The 25,686-nt window shown below is 53.7% G+C and carries 28 protein-coding genes and 3 tRNA genes; 13 read left to right on the forward strand and 18 right to left on the reverse strand.

The genetic code is table 11. From position 1 onward, the window contains the following. Nucleotides 1-313: 313 nt before the first annotated feature. From LRM19_RS15990 to uvrY, 6 genes are all read right to left on the reverse strand, one after another. A tRNA-Leu gene (locus LRM19_RS15990) sits at nt 314-400 on the reverse strand. Nucleotides 401-411: 11 nt separating this feature from the next. Next, a tRNA-Cys gene (locus LRM19_RS15995) sits at nt 412-485 on the reverse strand. A gap of 46 nt (nt 486-531) precedes the next feature. Beyond that, nucleotides 532-607, reverse strand: a tRNA-Gly gene (locus LRM19_RS16000). Between the two features lie 152 nt (nt 608-759). Beyond that, nucleotides 760-1,308 (reverse strand): CDP-diacylglycerol--glycerol-3-phosphate 3-phosphatidyltransferase, encoded by a 549-nt coding sequence (gene pgsA, locus LRM19_RS16005; protein WP_008500348.1) that lies wholly within the window; start codon nt 1,306-1,308, stop codon nt 760-762. Nucleotides 1,309-1,364: 56 nt separating this feature from the next. Next, nucleotides 1,365-3,197: an excinuclease ABC subunit UvrC gene (uvrC, locus tag LRM19_RS16010; protein ID WP_271369428.1), complete on the reverse strand. Its 1,833-nt coding sequence runs from the start codon at nt 3,195-3,197 to the stop codon at nt 1,365-1,367. Further along, the gene (gene uvrY, locus LRM19_RS16015; protein ID WP_111964857.1) at nt 3,194-3,850 is read right to left on the reverse strand and encodes a UvrY/SirA/GacA family response regulator transcription factor; all 657 of its coding nucleotides are present in this window, start codon (nt 3,848-3,850) and stop codon (nt 3,194-3,196) included. Before uvrY ends, uvrC begins: the two co-directional genes overlap by 4 nt. Nucleotides 3,851-4,249: 399 nt before the next feature. On the opposite strand from uvrY, the gene LRM19_RS21235 reads away from it, so the two are divergent. Then, nucleotides 4,250-4,330 (forward strand): hypothetical protein, encoded by an 81-nt coding sequence (locus LRM19_RS21235; RefSeq protein WP_432442649.1) that lies wholly within the window; start codon nt 4,250-4,252, stop codon nt 4,328-4,330. Beyond that, nucleotides 4,317-4,541, forward strand: coding sequence for a DUF2594 family protein (locus LRM19_RS16020; RefSeq protein ID WP_008500345.1), 225 nt, complete (start codon nt 4,317-4,319; stop codon nt 4,539-4,541). Before LRM19_RS21235 ends, LRM19_RS16020 begins: the two co-directional genes overlap by 14 nt. 66 nt (nt 4,542-4,607) lie before the next feature. Here LRM19_RS16020 and sdiA read toward each other — a convergent pair whose 3' ends face one another. From sdiA to LRM19_RS16065, 9 genes are all read right to left on the reverse strand, one after another. After that, complete coding sequence (gene sdiA / locus LRM19_RS16025) at nt 4,608-5,330, reverse strand: transcriptional regulator SdiA (RefSeq protein WP_127731506.1); 723 nt, start codon at nt 5,328-5,330, stop codon at nt 4,608-4,610. Between the two features lie 221 nt (nt 5,331-5,551). Further along, nucleotides 5,552-6,304, reverse strand: coding sequence for an L-cystine ABC transporter ATP-binding protein TcyN (gene tcyN, locus LRM19_RS16030; protein ID WP_008500343.1), 753 nt, complete (start codon nt 6,302-6,304; stop codon nt 5,552-5,554). Continuing rightward, nucleotides 6,301-6,969: a cystine ABC transporter permease gene (tcyL, locus tag LRM19_RS16035; RefSeq protein ID WP_028013677.1), complete on the reverse strand. Its 669-nt coding sequence runs from the start codon at nt 6,967-6,969 to the stop codon at nt 6,301-6,303. Before tcyL ends, tcyN begins: the two co-directional genes overlap by 4 nt. 21 nt (nt 6,970-6,990) lie before the next feature. Beyond that, nucleotides 6,991-7,977, reverse strand: a complete 987-nt coding sequence (gene dcyD / locus LRM19_RS16040) for a D-cysteine desulfhydrase (protein ID WP_111964859.1) — start codon at nt 7,975-7,977, stop codon at nt 6,991-6,993. Between the two features lie 106 nt (nt 7,978-8,083). Next, entirely contained in the window at nt 8,084-8,884 is an 801-nt protein-coding gene (gene tcyJ / locus LRM19_RS16045; RefSeq protein WP_023336163.1) for a cystine ABC transporter substrate-binding protein, read from the reverse strand. Between the two features lie 86 nt (nt 8,885-8,970). Further along, nucleotides 8,971-9,522 carry a flagella biosynthesis regulatory protein FliZ gene (fliZ, locus tag LRM19_RS16050; RefSeq protein ID WP_008500339.1) on the reverse strand — a complete coding sequence of 184 codons (552 nt, stop codon included), beginning with the start codon at nt 9,520-9,522 and terminating at the stop codon, nt 8,971-8,973. Between the two features lie 54 nt (nt 9,523-9,576). Continuing rightward, nucleotides 9,577-10,296, reverse strand: coding sequence for an RNA polymerase sigma factor FliA (locus tag LRM19_RS16055; protein ID WP_014170714.1), 720 nt, complete (start codon nt 10,294-10,296; stop codon nt 9,577-9,579). Between the two features lie 129 nt (nt 10,297-10,425). Next, on the reverse strand, nt 10,426-11,631 hold the full coding sequence (fliB, locus tag LRM19_RS16060) for a flagellin lysine-N-methylase (RefSeq protein WP_271369438.1): 1,206 nt from the start codon (nt 11,629-11,631) through the stop codon (nt 10,426-10,428). A 62-nt stretch (nt 11,632-11,693) separates the two neighbouring features. Beyond that, the gene (locus LRM19_RS16065; protein WP_111964862.1) at nt 11,694-12,518 is read right to left on the reverse strand and encodes a flagellin N-terminal helical domain-containing protein; all 825 of its coding nucleotides are present in this window, start codon (nt 12,516-12,518) and stop codon (nt 11,694-11,696) included. A 400-nt stretch (nt 12,519-12,918) separates the two neighbouring features. Between LRM19_RS16065 and fliD the strand changes: the two genes are divergently transcribed. The 4 genes from fliD to amyA are packed head-to-tail and all read left to right on the forward strand — an operon-like array spanning nt 12,919 to nt 16,688. After that, nucleotides 12,919-14,343 carry a flagellar filament capping protein FliD gene (gene fliD / locus LRM19_RS16070; RefSeq protein ID WP_271369439.1) on the forward strand — a complete coding sequence of 475 codons (1,425 nt, stop codon included), beginning with the start codon at nt 12,919-12,921 and terminating at the stop codon, nt 14,341-14,343. Nucleotides 14,344-14,364: 21 nt separating this feature from the next. Next, a complete protein-coding gene (fliS, locus tag LRM19_RS16075; RefSeq protein WP_033145898.1) occupies nt 14,365-14,769 on the forward strand; it encodes a flagellar export chaperone FliS in 405 nt (134 codons plus the stop codon). Between the two features lie 5 nt (nt 14,770-14,774). Continuing rightward, the gene (gene fliT / locus LRM19_RS16080; RefSeq protein WP_033145899.1) at nt 14,775-15,149 is read left to right on the forward strand and encodes a flagella biosynthesis regulatory protein FliT; all 375 of its coding nucleotides are present in this window, start codon (nt 14,775-14,777) and stop codon (nt 15,147-15,149) included. 51 nt (nt 15,150-15,200) lie between these two features. Continuing rightward, on the forward strand, nt 15,201-16,688 hold the full coding sequence (gene amyA, locus LRM19_RS16085) for an alpha-amylase (protein ID WP_271369463.1): 1,488 nt from the start codon (nt 15,201-15,203) through the stop codon (nt 16,686-16,688). A gap of 102 nt (nt 16,689-16,790) precedes the next feature. Here the strand turns inward: amyA and yedD are convergent, their stop codons facing one another. The 3 genes from yedD to fliE form a co-directional block, all read right to left on the reverse strand. Then, entirely contained in the window at nt 16,791-17,204 is a 414-nt protein-coding gene (yedD, locus tag LRM19_RS16090; protein WP_115875725.1) for a lipoprotein YedD, read from the reverse strand. 173 nt (nt 17,205-17,377) lie between these two features. After that, complete coding sequence (locus LRM19_RS16095; protein WP_271369440.1) at nt 17,378-17,890, reverse strand: DUF4823 domain-containing protein; 513 nt, start codon at nt 17,888-17,890, stop codon at nt 17,378-17,380. 239 nt (nt 17,891-18,129) lie between these two features. After that, on the reverse strand, nt 18,130-18,444 hold the full coding sequence (gene fliE / locus LRM19_RS16100) for a flagellar hook-basal body complex protein FliE (RefSeq protein WP_008500329.1): 315 nt from the start codon (nt 18,442-18,444) through the stop codon (nt 18,130-18,132). A gap of 228 nt (nt 18,445-18,672) precedes the next feature. Here fliE and fliF point away from each other — a divergent pair, with 228 nt between their 5' ends. The 7 genes from fliF (at nt 18,673) to fliL (ending at nt 25,684) form a co-directional block, all read left to right on the forward strand. Then, nucleotides 18,673-20,352 (forward strand): flagellar basal-body MS-ring/collar protein FliF, encoded by a 1,680-nt coding sequence (gene fliF, locus LRM19_RS16105; RefSeq protein WP_271369441.1) that lies wholly within the window; start codon nt 18,673-18,675, stop codon nt 20,350-20,352. Beyond that, on the forward strand, nt 20,345-21,343 hold the full coding sequence (gene fliG / locus LRM19_RS16110) for a flagellar motor switch protein FliG (RefSeq protein ID WP_059346984.1): 999 nt from the start codon (nt 20,345-20,347) through the stop codon (nt 21,341-21,343). The genes fliF and fliG overlap by 8 nt, the downstream gene beginning before the upstream one ends. Next, complete coding sequence (gene fliH, locus LRM19_RS16115; protein ID WP_111964865.1) at nt 21,336-22,043, forward strand: flagellar assembly protein FliH; 708 nt, start codon at nt 21,336-21,338, stop codon at nt 22,041-22,043. Before fliG ends, fliH begins: the two co-directional genes overlap by 8 nt. Further along, on the forward strand, nt 22,043-23,413 hold the full coding sequence (gene fliI, locus LRM19_RS16120) for a flagellar protein export ATPase FliI (RefSeq protein WP_023336182.1): 1,371 nt from the start codon (nt 22,043-22,045) through the stop codon (nt 23,411-23,413). Before fliH ends, fliI begins: the two co-directional genes overlap by 1 nt. 21 nt (nt 23,414-23,434) lie before the next feature. Beyond that, nucleotides 23,435-23,878, forward strand: a complete 444-nt coding sequence (gene fliJ / locus LRM19_RS16125) for a flagellar export protein FliJ (protein WP_023312304.1) — start codon at nt 23,435-23,437, stop codon at nt 23,876-23,878. After that, nucleotides 23,875-25,107 carry a flagellar hook length control protein FliK gene (gene fliK, locus LRM19_RS16130; protein WP_271369442.1) on the forward strand — a complete coding sequence of 411 codons (1,233 nt, stop codon included), beginning with the start codon at nt 23,875-23,877 and terminating at the stop codon, nt 25,105-25,107. The genes fliJ and fliK overlap by 4 nt, the downstream gene beginning before the upstream one ends. A 106-nt stretch (nt 25,108-25,213) precedes the next feature. Then, on the forward strand, nt 25,214-25,684 hold the full coding sequence (gene fliL, locus LRM19_RS16135; protein ID WP_023312306.1) for a flagellar basal body-associated protein FliL: 471 nt from the start codon (nt 25,214-25,216) through the stop codon (nt 25,682-25,684). Nucleotides 25,685-25,686 lie beyond the last annotated feature (2 nt).

A 25,686-nucleotide genomic window follows, 5' to 3' on the forward strand; every position in this document is an offset into this window, starting at 1 on the left:
CGCGATACTCAAGGTTTTTGACGAACGTTGAAGACCTCAATTGCTCATACTCCATCAAAAAACCCACCGATTGGTGGGCTTGATGTTAAAGACTTAGGCTTAACGTCTTCCTGTCATAATAGAATGACGGAAAGGCATCAAATAGGATGAAATCAACCGCAACTTTTCGCGTGGTCCACATTTAAGTGGTGGTCGCTGGGCAGTAGTGCCCTCTTGTTGTGGCGAAGTTGAATGGCGAAAGATAGGCACAAAAAAACCACCTTTCGGTGGTTTCACGACACTGCTTATTGCTTTGATTATTCTTTGTTTCCCATGGTAGCCGGAGTGGGACTTGAACCCACACAGCGCGAACGCCGAGGGATTTTAAATCCCTTGTGTCTACCGATTCCACCATCCGGCCAGGGAAGAAAGTGGAGGCGCGTTCCGGAGTCGAACCGGACTAGACGGATTTGCAATCCGCTACATAACCGCTTTGCTAACGCGCCGTAAAACTTTTCAAACTGACACCCGCTACTGCGCATGTCTTTAATCTGGAGCGGGAAACGAGACTCGAACTCGCGACCCCGACCTTGGCAAGGTCGTGCTCTACCAACTGAGCTATTCCCGCATGTCATCAAGTAAATGTCTAACCACTTGATTTCATTATCGTCCGGCTGACTGTGCCGCCGTTCGATGCGTTGCATTCTACTGATATGACGTTATGAGTCAACGTTATTTTTTGCATCCCCGGATCGTTTGCTGAAAATTACGGCGAAACGATCACTGATCAAGCAAATCCCCTCGGGCAGCGTTCAAATATTGCAGCATTGACCACAGCGTCAGCACTGCCGCTACCCACAGCAGGCCAATTCCCGCCCACTCAACCCAGGCGTTCGGACGCCAGAGCATCCAGACCAGCGCCGCCATCTGCGCCGTCGTTTTCACTTTACCAATCCACGAGACCGCCACGCTGCTGCGTTTTCCCAGCTCCGCCATCCACTCGCGAAGCGCAGAGATAATAATCTCACGGCCAATCATGGTTGCCGCAGGCAGCGTCACCCACCAGGTATGATAGTGCTCGGCCACCAGCACCATGGCAATCGCGACCATCACTTTATCCGCCACCGGATCGAGGAAGGCGCCGAAACGGGTGCTTTGATTCCAGCGGCGCGCCAGATAGCCATCAAACCAGTCTGTTACCGCTGCGATAAGGAAGATCAATGCGCACGCAAAGGGTGCCCAGACAACCGGCAGGTAAAACGCCAGCACAAAGAACGGGATGAGTACAACACGAAAAAGAGTGAGCAACGTAGGGATATTATATTGCATAGTGACGGTAACTATTTGTTGTCAGTAAAATTTAGCTCTATGTTGCTACAGAGCCCTCAATGTTTCAACGAGTAGTAGATCTTTTCTGCCAGCCCTTGCGAAATACCCGGCACTTTTGCAATTTCCTCCATGCTGGCGTTGAGTAATCCTTGCAATCCGCCCATATATTTCAGCAGCATCTGGCGACGTTTTGGCCCCACGCCTTCAATCGTTTCCAGGCTACTGGTATTTTTCACCTTCGCCCGTTTTTTGCGGTGACCGCTGATGGCATGATCGTGTGATTCATCGCGAATATGCTGGATGACGTGAAGCGCCGGCGAATCCGACGGCAGGCTGAAGCCCTCACCTTCCGGCTCGAAGAACAGTGTCTCCAGACCGGCCTTACGATCGGCCCCTTTTGCGACACCCAGCAGCAGCGGATGTTTTTTATCCCAGCTGACATCAAGCGATTCAAATACCGCTTTCGCCTGGCCGAGCTGCCCTTTTCCACCGTCAATCAGGATCACATCCGGGATTTTGCTCTCCTCAATGGCTTTACCATAGCGACGACGCAGCACCTGATTCATCGCCGCATAGTCATCGCCCGGCGTGATGCCGGTGATGTTATAGCGACGATACTCGGCGCGCAGCGGGCCGTTAGCATCGAACACCACGCAGGACGCCACCGTCTGTTCCCCCATCGTATGGCTGATGTCGAAACACTCCATCCGTTTCACTTCCGGCAGCTTCAGCAGCGTTGCCAGGGCCGTTAAACGCTGGTGCACCGTCGACTGCTGCGAGAGCTTAGTGGTGAGCGCCGTCGCCGCGTTGGTTCGCGCTAGCTTCAGATAACGCGCACGATCGCCGCGCGGTTTGGTTTGTACATTGACCCGACGGCCCGCCAGCTCAGAGAGCGACTCGCCCAGCAGGGTTTTATCGTCAAGATTAAAATCGAGCAGGATCTCAGAAGGCAGCGTGCGCATCTGGCTCCCCTGCAGATAGAACTGGCCGACAAAGGTTTCCACCACTTCACCCAGTTCGGTACCGCCAGGCACTTTCGGAAAATAGCTGCGGCTGCCGAGCACTTTGCCCTGGCGAATAAACAGCACGTGCACGCAGGCCATCCCGGCGTCAAAGGCTACGCCGATAACGTCGAGATCGTCACCGGTATTCGAGACAAACTGTTTCTCAGTGACTCTGCGCACCGCCTGGATTTGGTCGCGGATCCGTGCGGCCTCTTCGAACTCGAGTGCGGCACTGGCTTTTTCCATCCGCGCGATAAGCTGCGTTAAGACCTGATCGTCTTTTCCAGCTAAGAACAGGCGCACATACTCCACCTGCTGAGCATACTCCTCTTCACTCACCAGCCCGGCTACACACGGCCCCAGGCAGCGACCAATCTGGTACTGAAGGCACGGGCGCGAGCGGTTACGGTAAACGCTGTTTTCACACTGGCGGATTGGGAAGATTTTTTGCAGCAGCGCCAGCGTTTCACGCACGGCATAGCCGTTAGGGAACGGCCCGAAATATTCACCCTTTGCATGTTTCGCACCGCGGTGCATGGCGAGGCGCGGATGGGTGTCGCCGCTCAGAAAAATAAACGGGTAGGATTTATCATCACGCAACAGGACGTTATAGCGCGGCTGGTAGAGCTTAATATAGTTGTGCTCTAGCAGCAGCGCTTCTGTCTCCGTGTGCGTGACGGTGACATCAATATTCTGGATGAGTGAGACCAGCGCTTCGGTCTTACGGGAGGCCAGATTGCTGCGAAAATAGCTGGAGAGACGTTTTTTAAGATCTTTTGCCTTCCCCACGTAGATAACCGTACCGCCAGCGTCATACATGCGATAGACGCCAGGCTGGCTGGTTACGGTTTTCAGAAATGTTTTTGAATCGAACACATCACTCACTGACTTAACAACGTCTCCGCATTACACAAACCATGCCGGATGGCCAGATGCGTCAGTTCCACATCACCATGAATGTTCAGTTTACTGAACATACGGTAACGATAGCTGTTGACCGTTTTCGGGCTGAGATTCAGCTGTTCCGAGATCTCATTCACCTTCTGACCTTTAGTGATCATCAGCATAATCTGCAATTCACGCTCGGACAAACTGGCAAACGGTGATTCGGTTTTCTCGGGCTCGATCTGGCTCAGGGCCATCTGCTGTGCGATGTCGGAAGCAATGTAACGCTGTCCTGCATACACGGAACGGATCGCATTGACGACTTCCTGCGGCGCCGCTCCTTTGCTCAGATAGCCCGCTGCGCCCGCCTGCATCACTTTCGCGGGCAGTGGGTTTTCGGTATGCACGGTCAGCATGATGACTTTTGTATCAACAAACGTACGCGCGATTTTGCGTGTTGCTTCAAGACCACCGATACCGGGCATGTTCATATCCATCAGTACCACATCTGCCGAGTTTGTGCGGCACCATTTTACCGCATCTTCGCCACAGCACGCCTCACCGGCAACTTTAATACCTTTAATATCTTCAAGAATGCGTCGTATCCCTGCGCGCACCAGTTCGTGGTCATCAACAAGAAGGACGTTGATCAAAGGAAATGTCTCCAGAATAGGGATAACGCTACTGAGTGATAATTTGGTTTATATTAACGGTTTTCCTCACAAGATTAAAACGTTAAAAAACCGGCTATTCGATTTTGCTCTCGTTTTTGGAAATTAGGCTGTACAGTCCGTGGAAAGAGAGACCATGCAGTCAGGGCTTTTGCAGCTTTTTTTAAGCATCTGTATTCAAAAAGTTACAAAAAACTTGCAGGCTTTTCCTGCAAAAAAACAGATCTCAAATTTTTGTAACAATAATTAACGGCAAGCGAACCGGGCATAAACAATTAATAGCCTTTAACGGCGGTTAAGTTTACCGGTACGTTCTGTTTACGCAATTAAACCTCCACGTAAAAGTACAAAAAACAACCACTGCATTTTTTGCTTCAGCTTGTGGTATACTCCGCCGCCTTGACTTTCGTCGTCGCGCTTAAGCGCCGTTTAATAATGAGGAAAATAAATGAGCACACCTGAATTTGCCACTGCGGAGAATAACCAGGAACTGGCACAGGAAGTAAACTGCCTGAAAGCATTGCTAACGTTGATGCTGCAGGCGATGGGCCAAGCTGATGCCGGTCGTGTGATCATTAAAATGGAAAAACAAATCGCGGAGATGGAAGACCAGGCTGAATCTGCGGTATTTGCTAACACCGTTAAGCAAATCAAACAAGCCTACCGCCAGTAACAAAAAACGGCTGGATGCAGTGCATTCAGCCGTTCCCTCGTCTGTCACGCAGAACGTATTATCCTGTCAGATCAGCCCCGTTGCCGCCGCGTAACACGCAATCTGGGTTTTGTTAGGCGCATTGAATTTCTTCTGCATATTTTTCTGATGGAAGTTAACGGTATTCTCTGAGATAGAGAGAATGATCGCTATTTCCGCTGACGTCTTCCCTTCCGCAGTCCATTTCAGAATTTCGCGCTCGCGTTTACTGAATTTCATTTCTGGCGGCATGACCATCTCATCTTCAAAACGCGTCAGAGACGTTAAAGCCATTTGCACCAGCATTTGCAACCGCAGTTCTATTTCCTCACGGGCAAATGGCCCTTCCTTAAGACTCGTACGAGATACTGACAGGAAGCCAAGCGCGTGGTTAGGCAGCATCAGGCACTGCGTTATTCCCGCGCGTAAACCGTGGTCCTGGGCGCTATGCCATAATTCCTGCGCCTCGGCAAATAATGCGTCTGTCCAGGGTAGATGACCCTGGATGAAATTTTCTGCTTTTAAAACCGGATCGATAGCGAAATAGTTCGCGGAATGATATTGCGCCATCCACGGCTTTGGATAAGTAGTCTGCAAAGAGATTTTAGGGCGCGTAAAGGGCACGGGATGCCGCACGCAGAGCGCGTAATAATCGAATTCCAGCGCCTGAGTTTGCCGCTCTAGCTCCTGATATACCTCATCGGTACTCGTCAATTGCTGAAACCGGAGTGAGCAGTCCCGTCGCCAGTTGAAAAAGTCTGAATCCTTCATACCTACTAAATGAAGCCTCTGAAAAGATAATCATTATTATGGTGAATATAACCTAACACATAAAACTTTTTTCTAACTACAAAATATCGGCAATAGCACAATTAACTTTACTATTGATAAGGTTTATCCGAGCTGGGCGGAATAAAAAATCAAAGGACGGCGCCCGTAGGGAGAATAATTTGCTCCAGCCTAAATTTCTGGAGCAAATTAGTGCATAAATGCTACTGCATAAGGAATTTTTCAAGGAACTGACGGGTTCGCGGCTGTTGAGGATTGGCGAACAGACTTTTCGCCGGCCCCTGCTCAACAATCCGACCCTGATCCATGAAGATGGCTCTGTCAGCAACATCGCGTGCAAAGCTCATTTCATGCGTTACGATCACCATCGTCCTTTTTTCCTGCGCCAGCTGGCGAATGGTGTTCAGCACTTCACCCACCAGTTCAGGATCGAGCGCGGAGGTCGGTTCATCAAACAGGATCACGTCAGGACGCATCGCCAGCGCGCGCGCTATCGCCACGCGCTGCTGTTGGCCGCCCGACAGACGGCGCGGATAGCTGGTCTCTTTCCCCGCCAGCCCGACTTTGGCGAGCAGTTCGCGCGCGCGCGCCGTCGCTTCCTCTTTTGGCTCACCTTTAACGATAACCGGCCCTTCGATAATGTTCTCCAGCACCGTACGGTGCGGGAAGAGATTAAAGTTCTGGAAAACGAAACCGACATGCTGGCGCAGGCGGCGAATTAAACCTTTCTGCTGGCTGATTGATTTCCCTGTATCAATCGTTATCTCGCCTACCCGGATGGTGCCGCCTTCCGGCTGTTCAAGCAGGTTAATGCTGCGCAGCAGCGTCGTCTTTCCCGAACCGCTCGGTCCGATAATCGCCACCACTTCTCCCTGCTCTACTTCCAGATCGATCCCGTGGAGCACCGTTTGACCGTGGAATTTTTTCACCAGGTTTTTGACGTCGATAGCACTCATTTTGGATCACGCTCCTGGCGGTTAAGCTGGTTTTCGAAGTAGTTTTGCAGAGCAGACAGTACCGTCGCCATCACCCAGTAAATTAGCGAGGCGGCCAGATACATGGTAAAGACTTCAAGCGTGCGCGAAGTAATAAGCTGTGCCTGACGGAAAAGTTCCGGAACCTGAATCGTTGCTGCCAGGGAAGTATCTTTCACCAGGCTAATAAAGCTGTTGCTGAGCGGCGGTAGCGCTACGCGCGCCGCCTGAGGCAGAATGGCCCGGCGCAGCGTCTGCCATGGCGTCATCCCGATACTGGCCGCCGCTTCCCACTGTCCTTTGTCAATGGAGGAGATGGCCGCACGCAGAGTTTCAGAGGTGTACGCCGCGGTATTGAGCGACAGACCAATCATCGCTGCCGGAATCGGATCCAGCTCGATACCAAACTGCGGCAAGCCGTAGTAGATCATAAAGAGCTGGGCGATAAGCGGCGTACCGCGAAACACGGAGATATAAAAACGCGCCAGCCAGCGCACCGGCAGGATGGGCGACATGCGCATTAAGGCCAGCACAAATCCCAGAACCAGCCCAAAGAACATCCCGCCGATACTGAGCTGTAACGTAAATACCGCACCTTTCAGCAGAAACGGCAGAGAATCAATAACCAGTTGAATACTTTCTTGCATTATTATTTTTCGACCTGATTTTTAGACATGAGGATGGTAGGCAAACAGCGCAGGCGCCCCGCCGGTATGGACAAATAAAATCGGCCCTTCATCCTTAAAGCGTTTCTGCGCAATGCCGTCAATCAGTCCGGCCATCGCTTTGCCGGTATAGACCGGATCGAGCAATATCCCCTCGAGGCGCGCCAGCAGCTTCACCGCTTCCATGCCCTCTTCGTTAGGCGTACCGTAACCCGGCGCAAAATAGTCATCCCAGAGCAGAATATCGGCCTTTGCCTTCAGCTCCAGCTGCTCTGCGACCGCCTGCTGTAACGTAACCACTTTTGGCTTCTGATCCGCTACGCTGCGGGACACCGTCACCCCGATAAGCTCGACGTCCGGCAGCAGTTGTTCGAGCCCCACCGCCAGCCCGGCATGCGTGCCCGCGCTTCCGGACGCGACAACCACGGAGGAGAGGCTCACTGCGCCCTCGCACTGCTGCGCAATTTCCAGCGCACTTTCCACATACCCCAGCGCGCCCAGCGCGTTCGAACCGCCGACAGGAATAACGTAGGGGCGGAACCCCTGCGCTTCCAGACGCGTCGCCAGCTCGTCGAGCTGGGCGGCCGGATCGGTCAACGCATCCACCATTTCTACCTGCACATTAAACAGATCCAGCAGCAGACGGTTACCGTTGGTGAGATAGTTTTCTGCCCGCGTGCCAATCGGGTTTTCCAGCAACGCCACGCAGTGGAGCCCAAGCTTTGCCGCCACGGCCGCCGTCTGGCGAACGTGGTTGGACTGGATGGCCCCGGCAGTAATGAGCGTATCCGCGCCTTCGCGCAGGGCGTCAGCAGCCAGAAACTCCAGCTTGCGCAGCTTGTTGCCCCCCATCGCCATCGGCGTCACGTCATCACGCTTAATAAAAATATCGCGCCCTAAATAATCAGAAAATCGCGGCAGGTACTCCAGCGGCGTCGGCGCGCCGATGAACTCCAGGCGGGGAAAGCGCGTTAAATTCTGTAGTGACATGGGTTCTCCGGTAACTCTGACAAAATGTGATATTTTTCATTATGCACGCAGACGCGAAAGAAATAAAAAAGGCGCTTTTAAAAGCGCCTTTTTTTACGGCAGAAATTTATTTCGTGACGTCTGCACCGAACCACTTCTCGGAGAGCGCTTTCAGGCTACCGTCTTTTTGCATGTCAGCAATCGCGGAATCAATCGCTTTAACCAGGTCTTCGTTACCTTTACGAACGGCAACGCCTGATTCCTGACGAGAGAACGCATCACCCGCTACCGCCAGGGTATTGTTGGTTTTCTTCACCAGATCCAGCGCGGCCAGGCGGTCAACCAGAATGGCGTCGATACGGCCCACGCGCAGATCCTGGTATTTCGTCGGGTCGTCATCATAGGTGCGGATATCCACGCCCTGCACGTTCTGGCGCAGCCACTCTTCATAGTTAGTACCCAGACCAACACCGACTTTCTTCCCTTTCAGGTCCGCGGCAGTTTTAATTCCGCCTTCGTTGCCTTTCTTCACCAGCGCCTGAATACCGGACACGGTGTACGGCGTAGAGAAGTCATATTTCTTCTTACGCTCGTCAGAAATGGTCACCTGATTGATCACCACATCAATACGTTTGGAATCCAGCGACGCCAGCATACCGTCCCACTTGGTCGGTTTCAGGGACGCTTTCACGCCGAGGTGCTTCGCCAGCTCTTCAGCAAACTCCACTTCAAAACCGGTCAGCTTACCGTCATCGCCCTGGAAGCTGAACGGAGGATAGGTTCCTTCCAGCCCGACCAGCAGCGTACCGCGCTCTTTTACTTTATTCAGCAGGTTTTCTGCGGCGAACGTTTTCACGCTCATGCCCGCAACCAGCGCAACGGCCATAACACCCATCAGCGCCTGACGACCCAGAAGTGCAAATTTCATAAATACCCCGATATAGTGGAATTTTTACGTAGTGTAGAGAAATCGCCTGCAACGTCAAAGGCGACTGCGCTACATCTTATTCTTTTTTAATATATATCAGAAGTTGTTCCGGCGTGGGCTTTCTGCTTTATGGCACCCGGCATTTGTACCTTGTATTGCGCATACTTGCGCAGCGCAATTCGGTAGTTGTTGGTGCTGGTCGCAGGCAGCCACGGCTCCAGATTTTCATCCAGATAACCGGTTTTCAGCAGATCGCGAGAAATATTGTTTACGGTCAGATGTTGCCCAAGGCGGCGCAGGCGAACGACATATTCGCGAACGGTGCCGTGGCTCATCTCCGTTTGTTCAAACAGGAACTGTTTGAAGCCGATAATATCGAAGAAGTCGCTTTGCTCTTTGCAGTGGAGATCCCCACAGAAACGGCAAAGCGCCACCCACTCTTTTTGCTCTTCGAGCCATGCTGCTTCGTCCATCAACGTGTCGAGACGCGAAATCGCAATCTTATTGACGATTTCGCCCCGGCGAACCAGCGTGATACGATCGAGTAACTTGTTACAGTGGGCGCAATGCGTCTGGCTGTGTTTAAAGTCTTTCAGGTAGCGGCTTAAAGGCCGTCTTTTAGATTGCTGCACCGTCATGATAACTCCTGGTTGTCAATACGTTGTGCGGCATTTTTAAGGTGAATCAATCACCTATAACTTACCCAGCTTGGTTCGTAAGCGTTTAATGGCCTGGCTGTGCAGCTGGCTCACCCGCGACTCTCCCACCTCCAGAACAGCGCCAATCTCTTTGAGGTTAAGCTCTTCCTGGTAATAAAGGGTCAATACCAGCTGTTCGCGTTCAGGCAGAGCTTCAATAGCCTCCATGACGCGCTGGCGTAAATTCCCTTCCATTAAATGGTGTAACGGGTTCTCCTGCTGGTGCTCGTCCGTCACCAGCTCGATGCTATCGCCATGCTCTTCGCGCCACTCATCATAAGAGAAGAGTTGGCTATTATTGGTATCGAGCAACATCTGACGATACTCTTCAACAGCAATGCCAAGACGTTCCGCCACTTCGGTTTCAGTTGCGTTACGTCCCAGTTCCTGTTCCAGCTGCCCCATCGCATGCGCCACTTCGCGCGCGTTGCGGCGAACACTGCGCGGCACCCAGTCGCGGCTGCGCAGCTCGTCCAGCATCGCACCACGAATACGCTGAACTGCGTAAGTCGTAAATGCCGTTCCTTGCAGAGCGTCGTATCGGTCAACTGCATTCAATAACCCGATACCGCCCGCCTGTAGCAGATCGTCGAGTTCCACGCTCGCCGGCAAGCGCACCTGGAGGCGCAATGCTTCGTGACGCACCAGCGGGACATAACGCTGCCACAGCGAGTGTTTATCCATTACACCTTCAGCGGTATAGAGTGAATTCACGATAAACAGCCCTGCGTTAGTTGAGTTATCGGCATGATTATCCGATTCTGCAGGGCGTTCAATTGGATGAAAAAGGGGGATAAAGTGAGGTTATTCTGAGGTTGCCCACAACAGGGGCAACATTTCTGCCTAAATTAACAGTTGTAACAATGAAAGATCGTCGCCCAGTTTGACGCTATCTATATGTTGATGAAAGAGCTTTCCCGCTTCCTGATTATGCTGGCTAAGGGAGTGGAAGCTGTAAATAACATCAATGATATTATCTTGTTCAATTTTCCCCGCCACGAGTGCCTGACCGGCAAGTAACGTTTTAAGGAAATAGAACTCAGCAACGATTAAATAAAGGTTATTCAACATGCTGCGGCCGTTGTTCTGCGGGAAGCCCTGCTCCCACAGTTTGTATTTAAAAAAGTTCTTGAATAAATGGTCATTGGTCGCCAGATAACTGCCCGCCACATCGCGCCAGACGGACTCGATGTTTTCCATGACCTTCTCTGCCGGCACGGTGTCACCCGCAGACTCAAATTGTTGATAAAGCTGGGTAAAATAACGGTTTAATACCGCACCGCCGCGGGCTGTTACTTTCTTGGTGAAGTAGCTCTGGATGAGCGAAATTAACGCGAACTTCAGGCTATAGTTCTGATTAAAGCCGCCTAATTCCGTTTTGATTTTACCGCTCACCAGTTCGTTAACCAGTGAGAAATAGACCGTTTCGAGCGTGCCGATATTCTCTGCGATATTATCGAGCTTTTCCGCCACCATGAGGAATTTCACTACGGCGTAAACCTGTTCTTCAACGCTGACGCCCTCAACGCTGAAAATATTCTGGCAGAAGAGATTGATGACCTTGGCCTTCAAATCAATCATCGGCGCATTATTGACGTCCTGCTGAACAATGACAGATTCCATCAACGACATAGACTCCCGATCGTTCAACAGAAGTCGGGTCACTTCCGGACACGACAGGTTCAGCGATTTTTCGATTTCATTTTTATAGACCCGGCTTGTCCGTGGAAATGTCGAACAGGTTGGGCTTAAGGCCTGGACGCCCATGGCGCCATGAACAGAACAGAGTTTTTCCGTATCCATAAACGGGCAGTTTTTACTTTCCGTATGGAAAATCACTTCACCCCAGTGGTCATAGTTTTTTTTGGTGACTTTTATCGCCGTTTTCGCCGTCTGACGAATAGCGGCATTTTTACTGTTCAGATAGCGATTAACGGAGGATTTATCAAACGCGATGGTCCAGCCCTGACAACAATGTTCACGGCATTCCCCACCGACACATGAAAAATCTGCGACCAGCTTTGGTTGAGTGACACTGATTTGTTTCACAGGCGGATTCTCAAATAGCAGAGATAAAAAAACCCCGCCGAAGCGGGGTTTCACGCGTAAAATTAACGCAGCAGAGACAGAACGGTCTGTGGAACCTGGTTTGCCTGAGACAGAACAGAAGTACCAGCCTGCTGCAGGATCTGCGCGCGGGACATGTTGGAAACTTCAGTTGCGTAGTCAGCGTCCTGGATACGGGACTGAGCAGCAGACAGGTTGTTAGAAGTGTTGTTCAGGTTGTTGATTGCAGAAGTGAAACGGTTCTGCACAGCACCCAGGCCAGAACGTGCTTTATCAACTTTAGCGATAGCTGCGTCGATGGTGCCCAGGTCGGTAGCGGTCATAGTTTTCAGGTCGATAGCGTTCACGCCCAGAGTGGTGGTGTCAGCTTTAGCACCGCTCAGGTCCAGATCGATGGTGTCGCCGTCGTTAACGCCAACCTGAATTTTAACTACGCCAGCAGTACCAGCAGTGCCGTCCAGCAGTTTGATGCCGTTGAAGTCAGTTTTGCCCGCAACGCGGTTGATTTCAGCCAGACGAGCGGTAACTTCATCCTGCAGAGAAGCCAGGTCAGAGGTGCTGTTGGTGCCGTTGCTTGCCTGAACAGCCAGTTCACGAACGCGCTGCAGGTTGTTGTTGATTTCGTTCAGAGAGCCTTCAGCAGTCTGCGCCATGGAGATACCGTCGTTGGCGTTACGTGCTGCCTGGTTCATACCTTTGATCTGAGCGGTCATGCGGTTTGCAATCGCCTGGCCAGCAGCATCGTCTTTCGCGCTGTTAATACGCAGACCGGAAGACAGACGCTCGATAGCAGTGCCCAGAGAAGACTGAGATTTGTTCAGGTTGTTCTGAGTGGTCAGGGACAACAGGTTAGTATTGATAACTGCCATAATTTTCTTTCCTTCAAAAATTGGGTTTTAGGTCCGGTGCCTAACACTCACAGCGTCTCTCACCGTCAACAAGGTTATCGACGGGTCCCCAAAAGACTTTAGAATCAATTTTGAAAAAATTACAACCAACTGATTATTAAGAGATTTATTTTTAAAAGATCAATTAAGGCCCAACAGAACGTTATTATTTATGCTTTTTTAACGCGCAAAGAGATGCAAAAAAGGCACACACTTATTCGTGTTTTCAAAGCGCAGATAATGATCCTAAAGTGCAATCCTTTCATTTACCCCGCCAGGACGCGTCTATTCTTTGGATTATTTTTTTCTCAGCATCGTAAACTTTTACGTTGAGAGGCCGATAAGAGTCCTGAACTACTTTCGTATTTTAAGGAAAATATGCATGGCTACTATCAGTAACCTCGGGATAGGTTCTGCAGGACTCGGGGATTTATATAATCAGTTGGATGCAGCAGAAAGAACCAAGCTGACGACGATTACTTCCCAGCAATCAACGTATAACGCGCAGTTAAGCGCTTACGGCAAGCTGCAGAGCGCCATGACATCGCTGCAGACCGCGACCGCTGCGCTGGGTAAAGCAACCACCTGGAACTCAACGTCCGTTAGCAGTACCAACACGGCCTTTACCGCCACGACAACGGCTGACGCATCTGTAGGTTCCTTTGTTGTAAACGTCAACCAGGTTGCCAAGGCACAGGCACTCACTACCGGCTCCTATGCAAACAACACGGATCTGCTGGGCGATACGACAGGTACAACGCGTAAAATCACCATCACCCAGCCGGGCACGAAAACGCCTTTAGAGGTCACCCTGGCGGATGGCGATACGTCTCTGGCCGGGATCGCGAGCGCCATTAATAAAGCGAACGGCAACGTCACCGCCAGCGTCATTAAAGCGAAAGACGGTGATTACCGCCTGATGCTGTCATCAAAAACCACCGGTACGGATGGTGCGATGACGGTAAGCGTCACCGGCGACGCCAAGCTGCAAAGCGCAATTGGCTACGATTCCGCCACCAAAACGGGCGCGCTGACGGTGAACACCGACGCGCAGAACGCGATTGTGGTAGTGAACAACATCTCCATCGAGCGCCAGTCGAATACCATTACCGATGCCCTGCCTGGCGTGACTTTCTCGCTGAAAGCAGAAAGCAAGGCAGATGAAACATTAGAGGTGACTCGCGCAACGGATGCTAACCAGAAAGCGATCACGGACTGGGTCACGGCGTATAACTCGCTGCAGTCCACCATTAACAGCCTGACGAAATATGTTCCGGTTGATGCTGGCTCCGGCAGCCAGTCAGCCAGCAACGGGGCACTTGTTGGTGATGCGAACGTGCGCGGGATCCAGTCTCAGCTGCGCGGTCTGCTGACCGAAGTGCAGAGCGGCTCGGTACAGATCATGGCCCAGCTGGGAATTACCCAGGACCCGGTAAAAGGTTCTGACGGTACCGTCGGTAACCTGAAAGTCGATACCGATAAGCTGAAAAAAGCGCTGACCGATAACCCGAACGCCGTACAGCAGTATTTTGTCGGTGACGGAAAGAAAACCGGTATGGCCACCCAGATGAACAACACGCTGACCACCATGCTCAGCACCAGTACCGGCAGCGCCGGGGTGATCCAGAACGCGAAAGACGGGATCAACAAAACGCTAAAAACGCTGGGTGAGCGTTACGATGCTATGGAAGCCACTATTGATGCCACCATGGCGCGTTACAAAACCCAGTTCACCAGTCTGGACGTATTAGTCACCAAAATGACCAGTACAGCCAACTACCTGACCCAACAGTTCTCACAAAAGTAGTCGTAGCCTTCAGGAGTGGATATGTATAAGACCTCTGGTGTTCAATCCTATCAGCAGATAGGAGTCGAAAGCGCAGTCATGAATGCCAGTCCACACCAGCTGATTGTCATGTTATTCGACGGGGCGCATAGCGCCCTTGTTCGCGCGCGTTTGTTCATGGAAGCCGGACAAATTCGTGAGAAAGGCGAAGCGTTAACGAAAGCCATCAACATCATCGACAACGGTTTAAAAGCAGGACTGAACATGGAGGTTGAGAGCGAGTTGTCCGGTAATCTTGCCTCCTTGTACGAATATATGGTTCGACGTTTGTTGCTGGCGAATGTCAGTAACGACGTAGACGCAATTGTTGAAGTCGAGGGTTTATTAAACAACATTGCGGATGCGTGGAAGCAAATCGGCCCCAATGCGTCCTCTATTTCAGGATAATTTTGATGAATAATCCCAGCGCAGCGCTTAGCCACTGGCAGGCGTTACATGCTCAGAGCATTGCTATGCTCAATCTCGCACATTCTGGTCAATGGGATGCGCTTATCGAGCAGGAAATGCATTACGTTCAACTGGTGGAAAAAATTTCGCAAACACCCATCATGTCATGCCCTCCGGCTCAGGTTGAGCAAGCGCGTGCGCTGCTGGAAATGATCCTTGAAAATGAGAATGCGCTAAAGGCTCTGCTGAAAGTCCGGATGGACGAACTGCGTAATCTGATTGATCAAACCGGTAAACAGCAATCCATCACGTCTACCTATGGAAAGCTGTCCGGGAATATTCTTTATCCAGAAAGTTTGACCCGCGACACACAACTATGATTTCTTCATCCATACTCCAGAAGTCTGCCAATGGCTTCTGGAGCAAGGATGATGAAAAACCCCACCCTGTTACAATGTTTTCACTGGTACTACCCTGCTGGCGGTGAATTGTGGCGAGAGGTCACGGCGTTAGCTCCCAATCTTAACGAAATCGGCATCAACATGATCTGGCTGCCGCCCGCCTGTAAAGGGGCATCCGGCGGGTATTCTGTCGGCTATGACACCTATGACCTGTTCGACCTTGGCGAGTTTGACCAGAAAGGCAGTATCGCCACGAAATACGGCGACAAAGCACAGCTGCTGGAGGCCATTGATGCCCTCAAGAGCAACGACATTGCCGTGCTGCTGGACGTGGTGGTCAACCACAAAATGGGCGCCGATGAAAAAGAGCCCGTGCGCGTTCAGCGCGTGAACGAGCAGGACCGCACGCAAATCGATGACGAGGTCATCGAGTGTGAAGCCTGGACCCGCTACACCTTCCCTGCCCGCGCCGGGCAGTATTCGCAGTTTATCTGGGACTACAAATGCTTCAGCGGCGTCGACCACATTGAAAACCCCGATGAAGACGGCATCTTTAAAATCGTCAACGACTACACCGGCGAAGGCTGGAACGATCAGGTTGATGATGAGATGGGTAACTTCGATTATCTGATGGGCGAAAATATCGACTTTCGCAATCACGCCGTGACCGAGGAGATCAAATACTGGGCCCGCTGGGTCATGGAACAGACGGGCTGCGACGGTTTTCGTCTGGACGCCGTCAAGCATATTCCCGCCTGGTTTTACAAAGAGTGGATTGAGCACGTCCAGGAAGTGGCCGACCAGCCGCTGTTTATCGTGGCGGAGTACTGGTCCCATGAGGTAGATAAACTTCAGGCCTATATTGACCAGGTCGCAGGCAAAACCATGCTGTTTGATGCCCCCCTGCAGATGAAATTCCACGAGGCGTCACGTCAGGGTCGGGATTACGACATGAGCCAAATCTTCACCGGCACCCTGGTAGAAGCCGATCCGTTTCATGCGGTCACCCTCGTCGCGAACCATGATACCCAGCCTTTGCAGGCGCTTGAAGCACCGGTCGAAGCCTGGTTTAAGCCGCTGGCCTACGCGCTGATCCTGCTGCGGGAAAATGGCGTGCCGAGCGTCTTTTATCCGGATCTCTTCGGCGCCAGCTATGACGACGCGGGAGGAGATGGTGAAACGTACCATATTGATATGCCGGTCATTGAGCAGCTTCACGAGCTGATCCTCGCGCGCCAGCGTTTTGCCCACGGCGTGCAAACGCTGTTTTTCGACCATCCAAACTGCATCGCCTTCAGCCGCAGCGGCACGGAAGACGATCCCGGCTGCGTGGTGGTGATGTCGAACGGGGACGACGGTGAAAAAGTGATTTGTCTTGGGGAAAACTATGGCAACAAAACGTGGCGGGATTTTCTCGGCAATCGCGAAGAAACCATCACCACGGCGGCGGATGGCGAAGGGACGTTTACATGCAAAGGCGGAAGCGTGAGCGTGTGGGTAATAGAGGAAGCGCTGTAGAACGGGAAACGTGCGGCCTGATGCCCTCACCCCGTCCCTCTCCCACAGGGAGAGGGCGCAAACACCAAAAACGGCAACGATGTTGCCGTTTTGCTTTTACCCTTAGGGCAGCTTACTCTCCAGCGGATTCTTGCTCAGGTAATCGGCACACTCAACCGTTGGGCGATCGACCTTCTGCAGCTCCAGCCCGTCGTACTCAAGCGTCGAGCCATCGCGCTCCAGCGGATAGATATCCAGCTTACGCGTCACGTTGTAATAACTGTCTGAACGCAGCATGATTTTACCCGGCACGGCAATCACGCGCTGCCATTGACGGCAGTCCAGCGTATCGCCCTCCTCCGTCACCACCAGCGTGGCAATCGCCTTCGGACTGACCATGTTGCTCTGCGGCCCTTTCGACTGCCAGTATCCCGCCAGCTGCGCCGGGACAGGGTGCTTGATCACGTCTTTATAATTATCGACCTGAACGCACCCGGTCAGTGCCAGCAGCGCGCCAGCAATTGCTATTTTTTTCATCATCTTTCCTGCATTCGAAGAAAAAAATATTGTGGCATTAAAGCGCTGCGGCTGCCAGCGGAGATCGACAGGTCTTAAACTATAACTATCACGCACTCTCCTGAGGCTCCTGTCTACCACGTGCAGACAAAAACCCCTGTTATATGGGGTTTCGCAAGGAGTCTGAAGGATTACTAATACAGGCTAGAGACGAACATGTTTATCGGCTCCGGCAACAAATCCTGCGGGTGATCGCCACCGAAGGTAGCCCACTTGCTTTTGCCGTTGATAATGGTCGATGCAACCCGATTATTGGATTCAGCATTATAAACAGTGATTTTCACTTCAATTTTGTCAGGAATGCCAGACCACTCAGTTGCGCGATCTTCCCAATGCAGTATCTGCGGAACCACATAATATCCGCGGCTGATTGAATGGTTAGCTTTCAGACATGTAACATCATCACAGTCAGCAAAAACAGTAACATTATCGGAATGCCGTAAAAATGCCGCTTTTACAGCGTCGGCCGTTGCTCTGCCAGAACCTGAATATGTGTGAGTCTCATAAACGCCATCAATTGGCTGAGAAATTACAACCGAGACATCTTTTACCAGGTGCTCTGTACGCTCCTGAATATTATTTGTGCTGTATTTAGCGGAACAACCTGCCAGTAAAATTGCGGAAGAAACCAGAAACGCTCTTTTCACTTTTCAATCCCTGTAAAATAAAGGAGTTACAATTTATCAGGGCAGTCCCGGTGAAACATATATCTCCATCATGAAGACGTAACATAACGCGAGATATGAACCAGAGAGTTCGGTTCTGGAAGGCAAATGAACCGATGAGGCACCTGTCCAGAACCAAAACGAAGAGGATTTGCCCCGCTCATGCCCCACATCGTGGGTAGGGGCGGTTATTAATTATAAAAATCATTAGGTTAGTTAACCTAAACCTGCATCCCCATCACTTCCTGATAGGCCGACACCAGCTTATTACGCACCTGGATCCCCATCTGCAGGGAAACCGAGGCTTTTTGCAAATCGGTCATCACATCATTCAACGCCACGCCCGGCTCGCCGAGGGTGAACTTTTCGGCCTGAGTGCGCGCTGCGGTCTGGGTATCACTGATACGGTCAAGAGCGGCATGCAGTTGCCCTGCGAAGCTGATGCTCGGCTGCTGATCTGCCACATTCTGATTACGGGCCGTCATTGCCGTTGCCTGCAGCTGACTGATTACCCCTTCAATGCCCTGTATAGCCATGACTCTCCCCTGGATGGTTTTTTACGCGGTCAAGACTAACAGCTTGTCAATAAGATAATGGCGGTAAATAGCATGAAAAAACCAGGTTATTTGACGCATAGAAAATCACGAATCATCAAATAATGGCAGGGCCATCAATATGGAACTTTTGTCGTGTTTGCCGACCCGGGAGTCAGTTTTGTTTCTCTACACGAATAACGTAAACCACCAGGATTTAAGAGGTGCGCAATGAGTGCAACAGCATCGACAGCGCCGCAGAATAAATCACTCGAGTGGATGAACCGCCTTCGCGCGAATCCTAAAATCCCGTTGATCGTGGCAGGCGCTGCCGCAATTGCGATCCTTGTAGCGATGGTCCTGTGGGCGAAAAGCCCTGATTACCGGACGCTCTACAGCAATCTTTCCGATCAGGATGGCGGCGCCATCGTCACCCAGCTTACCCAGATGAACATCCCTTATCGCTTTGCCGATAATGGCGGTGCGCTTGAGGTACCGGCAGATAAGGTGCACGAACTGCGTCTGCGTCTGGCTCAGCAGGGGCTGCCGAAAGGCGGCGCGGTGGGCTTTGAGCTGCTGGATCAGGAAAAATTCGGTATCAGCCAGTTCAGCGAGCAGGTGAACTACCAGCGTGCGCTGGAAGGTGAACTGGCCCGCACCATTGAAACATTAGGCCCGGTGAAGAGTGCCCGCGTGCATCTGGCGATGCCTAAGCCTTCCTTATTTGTCCGCGAACAGAAATCACCTTCGGCTTCCGTTACCGTGAACCTCGAACCCGGCCGCGCGCTGGACGAAGGGCAAATCAGCGCGGTGACGCACCTCGTCTCCAGCGCCGTGGCCGGTCTGCCGCCGGGTAACGTGACGCTGGTTGACCAGAGCGGTCACCTGCTGACGCAATCCAATACCGCCGGTCGCGATCTGAATGACGCACAGCTGAAATATGCCGCCGATGTCGAAAGCCGTCTCCAGCGTCGTATCGAAGCGATCCTGGGCCCGGTAGTGGGCAACAGCAACGTGCACGCGCAGGTTACCGCGCAGATCGACTTCGCGAATAAAGAACAAACTGAAGAACAATACAGCCCGAACGGCGATGCGGCTCAGGCGGTGATGCGTTCGCGCCAGATCAATACCAGCGAGCAGATTGGCGGTGCAAACCCGGGCGGCGTGCCGGGCGCGCTGTCTAACCAGCCTGCCCCGGCTAACGCGGCGCCGATCACTACGCCGCCGGCCAATCAGCAGAACGGTCAGCAGAATAACCAGCAGACCACCTCTACGACGAATAACAGCGGCCCACGAAACACCAGCCGTAATGAAACCACGAACTACGAAGTGGATAGAACGATTCGCCACACTAAACTGAACGTGGGCGATATTCAGCGTCTCTCTGTTGCGGTGGTGGTGAACTACAAAACGCTGGCGGATGGCAAACCGTTGCCGTTGACGGCGGAGCAGATGAAGCAGATTGAAAACCTGACCCGCGAAGCGATGGGTTACTCCGAGAAGCGCGGCGATACCCTCAACGTGGTGAACTCACCGTTCAACTCGGTTGATGAGACCGGCGGTGAACTGCCGTTCTGGCAACAGCAGGCGTTTATCGATCAGCTGATGTCCGCAGGACGCTGGCTGCTGGTGCTGATTGTCGCGTGGCTGCTGTGGCGTAAGGGCGTTCGTCCGCAGCTCCAGCGCCGTGCTGAAGCCGAAAAAGCGGCTCGCGAGCAGATGAATGCGCGTCAGGAAACGGAAGAAGCGGTTGAAGTGCGCCTCAGCAAAGATGAACAGATGCAGCAGCGTCGTGCTAACCAGCGCATGGGCGCTGAGGTCATGAGCCAGCGCATTCGCGAAATGTCAGATAACGATCCGCGCGTCGTGGCGCTGGTCATCCGCCAGTGGATGGGTAACGAACATGAGTAATACGCTTACGGGCACCGATAAAAGCGTCATCCTGCTGATGACCATTGGCGAAGATCGTGCGGCAGAGGTGTTTAAACACCTCTCCCAGCGAGAAGTGCAAATTCTCAGTGCGGCCATGGCCAACGTGCGTCAGATCTCCAACAAGCAGCTGACCGAAGTGCTGGCAGAGTTTGAACAGGAAGCCGAACAGTTTGCCGCGCTGAACGTCAACGCCAACGACTACCTCCGTTCCGTGCTGGTCAAGGCGCTGGGCGAAGAGCGTGCCTCCAGCCTGCTGGAAGACATTCTGGAAACCCGCGATACCGCCAGCGGTATCGAAACGCTCAACTTTATGGAACCGCAGAGTGCCGCCGACCTTATTCGCGACGAGCACCCGCAGATTATTGCCACCATCCTTGTCCACCTCAAACGTGGTCAGGCGGCCGATATTCTGGCGCTGTTCGAAGAGCGTCTGCGTCACGATGTGATGCTGCGTATCGCCACCTTCGGCGGCGTCCAGCCGGCCGCGCTGGCGGAGCTGACCGAGGTGCTGAACAACCTGCTCGACGGTCAGAACCTCAAGCGCAGCAAAATGGGCGGCGTGAGAACGGCGGCGGAAATCATCAACCTGATGAAAACGCAGCAGGAAGAGGCCGTCATTACGGCGGTTCGCGAATTCGACGGCGAGCTGGCACAGAAAATCATCGACGAGATGTTCCTGTTCGAAAACCTTGTCGAAGTGGACGATCGCAGCATCCAGCGCCTGCTCCAGGAAGTGGATTCCGAATCGCTGCTTATCGCCCTCAAAGGCGCCGAGCAGCCGCTGCGCGAGAAGTTCCTGCGCAACATGTCTCAGCGTGCGGCCGATATCCTGCGCGACGACCTTGCCAACCGCGGCCCGGTTCGTCTGTCTCAGGTGGAAAACGAACAGAAAGCCATTCTGCTTATTGTTCGTCGTCTGGCGGAAACCGGCGAGATGGTGATTGGCAGCGGAGACGACACCTATGTCTAATGAGCTGCCGTGGAAACGCTGGACGCCGGACGATCTGGCTCCTCCCCTCTCCGAGTTCACGCCAGCCGTGATACCGACCGAGGAGCTTGACCCGGACGTCGAGCAGCCCGAGCTGAGCGAAGAAGAGCAGCAAGCTCAAATGCTGGCTCAGCTGCAAATGCAGGCGCACGAGCAGGGTTACAATGCCGGTCTGAACGAAGGCCGGCAGAAAGGCCACGAGCAGGGATATCAGGAAGGTCTGGCGAAAGGGTTAGAGCATGGTATCGATCAGGCGCGCCAGCAGCAGGCGCCGATCCATGCCCGCATGCAGCAGCTGGTCAGCGAGTTCCAGCACACTCTTGACGCGCTGGACAGCGTGATTGCCTCACGACTGATGCAGATGGCGCTGGAAGCCGCGCGTCAGGTGATCGGCCAGACGCCCGTGGTGGATAACACCGCACTTATCAAACAAATTCAGGGTCTGCTTCAGCAGGAGCCGCTGTTCAGCGGGAAACCTCAGCTGCGCGTCCATCCGGACGATCTACAGCGCGTGGAAGAGAGCCTGGGCGCGACGCTGAACCTGCACGGCTGGCGTCTGCGCGGCGACCCGTCGTTACATCACGGCGGCTGCAAAGTCTCTGCCGATGAAGGCGACCTGGATGCCAGCGTTGCTACCCGCTGGCAGGAACTGTGCCGCCTGGCGGCACCGGGAGTCGTCTGATGACCGCTCGCCTCACCCGCTGGCTCACCACGCTCGACAACTTTGAGACGAAGATGGCGCAACTGCCATCTGTTCGTCGTTATGGGCGACTCACGCGCGCCACCGGGCTGGTTCTCGAAGCCACCGGCCTGCAGCTGCCGCTGGGTGCGACCTGCGTGATTGAGCGTCAGGATGGTCTGGAAACGCGTGAAGTTGAAAGCGAAGTGGTCGGGTTTAACGGCCAGCGCCTGTTCCTGATGCCGCTTGAAGAGGTGGAAGGCATTCTGCCCGGCGCGCGCGTCTATGCCAAAAACATTTCTGGCGATGGGCTGCAAAGTGGGAAACAGCTGCCGCTTGGCCCTGCCCTGCTGGGCCGCGTGCTGGACGGCAGCGGTAAACCGCTCGACGGCCTGCCCTCCCCGGACACCACCGAAACCGGTGCGCTGATCACCCAACCGTTCAACCCCCTGCAGCGTACCCCTATCGAGCATGTGCTTGACACCGGCGTGCGCCCGATTAACGCCCTGCTCACCGTGGGACGTGGACAACGTATGGGCCTGTTCGCCGGGTCTGGCGTGGGTAAATCCGTTCTGCTCGGCATGATGGCGCGCTATACCCAGGCCGATGTGATCGTCGTGGGGCTGATTGGCGAACGCGGTCGTGAAGTAAAAGACTTTATTGAAAACATTCTGGGTGCGGAAGGCCGTGCCCGCTCGGTGGTAATCGCCGCGCCGGCGGACGTGTCGCCGCTGCTGCGTATGCAGGGTGCCGCGTACGCCACCCGCATCGCCGAAGATTTTCGTGACCGCGGCAAGCACGTGCTGCTGATCATGGATTCCCTGACCCGTTACGCGATGGCGCAGCGTGAAATCGCGCTGGCCATCGGTGAGCCACCGGCAACCAAAGGCTACCCGCCTTCGGTCTTCGCCAAACTTCCTGCGCTGGTGGAACGCGCGGGGAACGGCATCAGCGGCGGCGGCTCCATCACCGCGTTCTACACGGTTCTGACGGAAGGCGATGATCAGCAGGACCCGATTGCCGACTCCGCGCGCGCGATCCTTGACGGTCACATTGTGCTGTCGCGTCGTCTGGCCGAAGCCGGGCACTATCCGGCGATAGATATTGAAGCCTCTATCAGCCGCGCAATGACGGCGCTGATTACCGAGAAGCACTACGCTCGCGTGCGTAACTTCAAACAACTGCTTTCCAGCTTCCAGCGCAACCGCGATCTGGTCAGCGTGGGGGCGTATGCCAAAGGCAGCGACCCGATGCTCGACAAGGCGATTAGCCTGTGGCCGCAGCTGGAAGCATTTTTGCAACAAGGCATTTTTGAACGCGCCGACTGGGAAGATTCAATTCAGGCACTGGAGCTGATTTTCCCGCAGGTGTAACACAGGTGGAGGGCGAAGGTCATGGCGCAAAACAGCGCGTTATCAACGCTGAAAGATCTGGCTGAAAAAGAAGTTGATGATGCCGCATTGCAGCTTGGCGCAATGCGACGCGGGTGCCAGCAGGCTGAAGAACAGTTGAAGATGTTAATCGACTATCAGCATGAATATCGCACCAACCTCAATACCGATATGACACAGGGCATTGGAAGCCAGCGCTGGATTAACTATCAGCAGTTTATCCAGACGCTGGAGAAGGCGATAGATCAGCATCGCCAGCAGCTTAACCAGTGGACCCAGAAAGTCGATACCGCGCTGAATTTCTGGCGCGAGAAGAAGCAGCGGCTGCAGGCCTGGCAGACTTTACAGGACCGACAGATCGCGGCAACGACCCTGGCGGAAAACCGTCTGGATCAGAAGAAAATGGATGAGTTTGCCCAGCGCGCATCAATGAGGAAACCGGAATGATCACACTGCAACAACTGCTGATGAGCGACAGCGACCTGTCAGGCGGCACGCAAACAGGGAAAGGCACCGACGGTGCTCAGGACTTTCTCTCTCTGCTGGCGGGCGCCCTGTCGGACGCAACGGGCAAGGGCAAAGATGCGCCGCTGACCCTGGCTGACCTGAAAGCCGCCGGCAGTAAACTGTCAAAAGTGGCCCAGGACGCAAAAGGTGATACCACCCTGCAGGCCAAAATTGCCGACCTGCTCTCGCGCCAGACGGCGCTCAATGGCGATGAAACGTCGCCCGTCACGTCGCTTGATACGCTGGTTTCCGGGCTGGTGCCGCTGTCTAAGGGCGACGCGCTGAAGACGCTGAATGCGGCGAACAGCAAAGATGACGGTAAAAGCGAGCTGAGCGAAGAAGAAGTGGCCGGATTAAGCGCGCTGATGGCGATGCTGCCTCACCAGCAAACTACCGCTTCTCGCGCGGCAGGCAGTGAGGGCGTTTCCGCCACCTCAACGCTGAGTTCCGCGACGCTTTCGCAAAACGGCGTGGGCCAGCCGTCCCTGAACGCGTCCGCGGGAAGCCACGATAAAGCGCAGAGTTCTACGCCTTATCAGAGCCAGGCGAAAACCAACGAACCCGCTCTGTCGGGCAACGTGCCTGCTACACCGGCCATGGCCGCGGCAGCAGAGAAGCAGGAGCTCGCCAGTTCGTCCTCCTCATCATCACCAACGGCCACCCTGGCACCGATTATGTCCAGCCATGCGACCAGCCAGACGGCCGCTACCGTTGCCACCGCGCCGGTGTTAAGCCAGCCTCTGGGAACCCACGAGTGGCAGCAGTCTCTGAGCCAGCACATCACGCTGTTCACTAAGCAGGGCCAGCAGACGGCAGAGCTGCGCCTGCACCCGGAAGATCTGGGTCAGGTGCAAATTTCGCTTAAGCTGGATGACAACCAGGCCCAGCTGCAGATGGTCTCTGCGCACAGCCATGTTCGTGCGGCGCTGGAAGCCGCGCTGCCGGTACTGCGGACCTCACTGGCGGAAAACGGCATTCAGCTTGCACAGAGCAGCGTCAGCAGCGAGAGCTTCGCCGGGCAGCAGCAGTCCTCATCCCAGCAGCAGCACCAGGCTTCGCGTTCCGGCAATACCGGCGGTTTTAATGAAGAGAGCGATGAGTTGCTGCCTGTTCCTTCCGCCCTGCAGTCCGCAGCGCGCGGTAACAGTGCCGTAGACATCTTCGCCTAAACGCCAGAGGTAGCGTGATTATCCCCGTCTTTTCCACGCTTTGACGACAGCAGGACACGGGATAATCACCTTATTAAGCTGTACCGAAACAGGAAGCTCGTATCAGATGACTGACTCCGCTATCACCAAAAAAAGTAAGCGTTCCATCTGGATCCCGCTGCTGGTGTTGATCACGCTCGCCGCCTGCGCTACCGCGGGCTATAGTTACTGGCGTATGCAGCAGGAACCGACCACCGCTGCGGCCAAAGCTGAAGCACCTCCTCCGCCGGCTCCAGTGTTCTTCCCGCTGGATACCTTCACCGTCAATCTCGGTGATGCGGATCGCGTGCTTTATGTTGGCATTACGCTGCGCCTGAAAGATGAAGCCACCCGTTCACGTCTGAACGATTACCTTCCTGAAGTGCGTAGTCGTCTGTTGCTGCTGTTCTCTCGTCAGGACGCTTCAGCGCTGGCCACCGATGTGGGTAAGCAAAAGCTGGTCGACGCTATTAAACAAACGCTGGCGACCCCGCTGGTAAACGGCCAACCTAAGCAGGAAGTCACTGACGTTCTGTATACAGCATTCATTCTGCGGTAACG

Origin of the sequence: Enterobacter sp. PI-10 (assembly GCF_027947695.1) — a bacterium.
Taxonomy (GTDB): Bacteria; Pseudomonadota; Gammaproteobacteria; order Enterobacterales; family Enterobacteriaceae; genus Enterobacter; species Enterobacter vonholyi.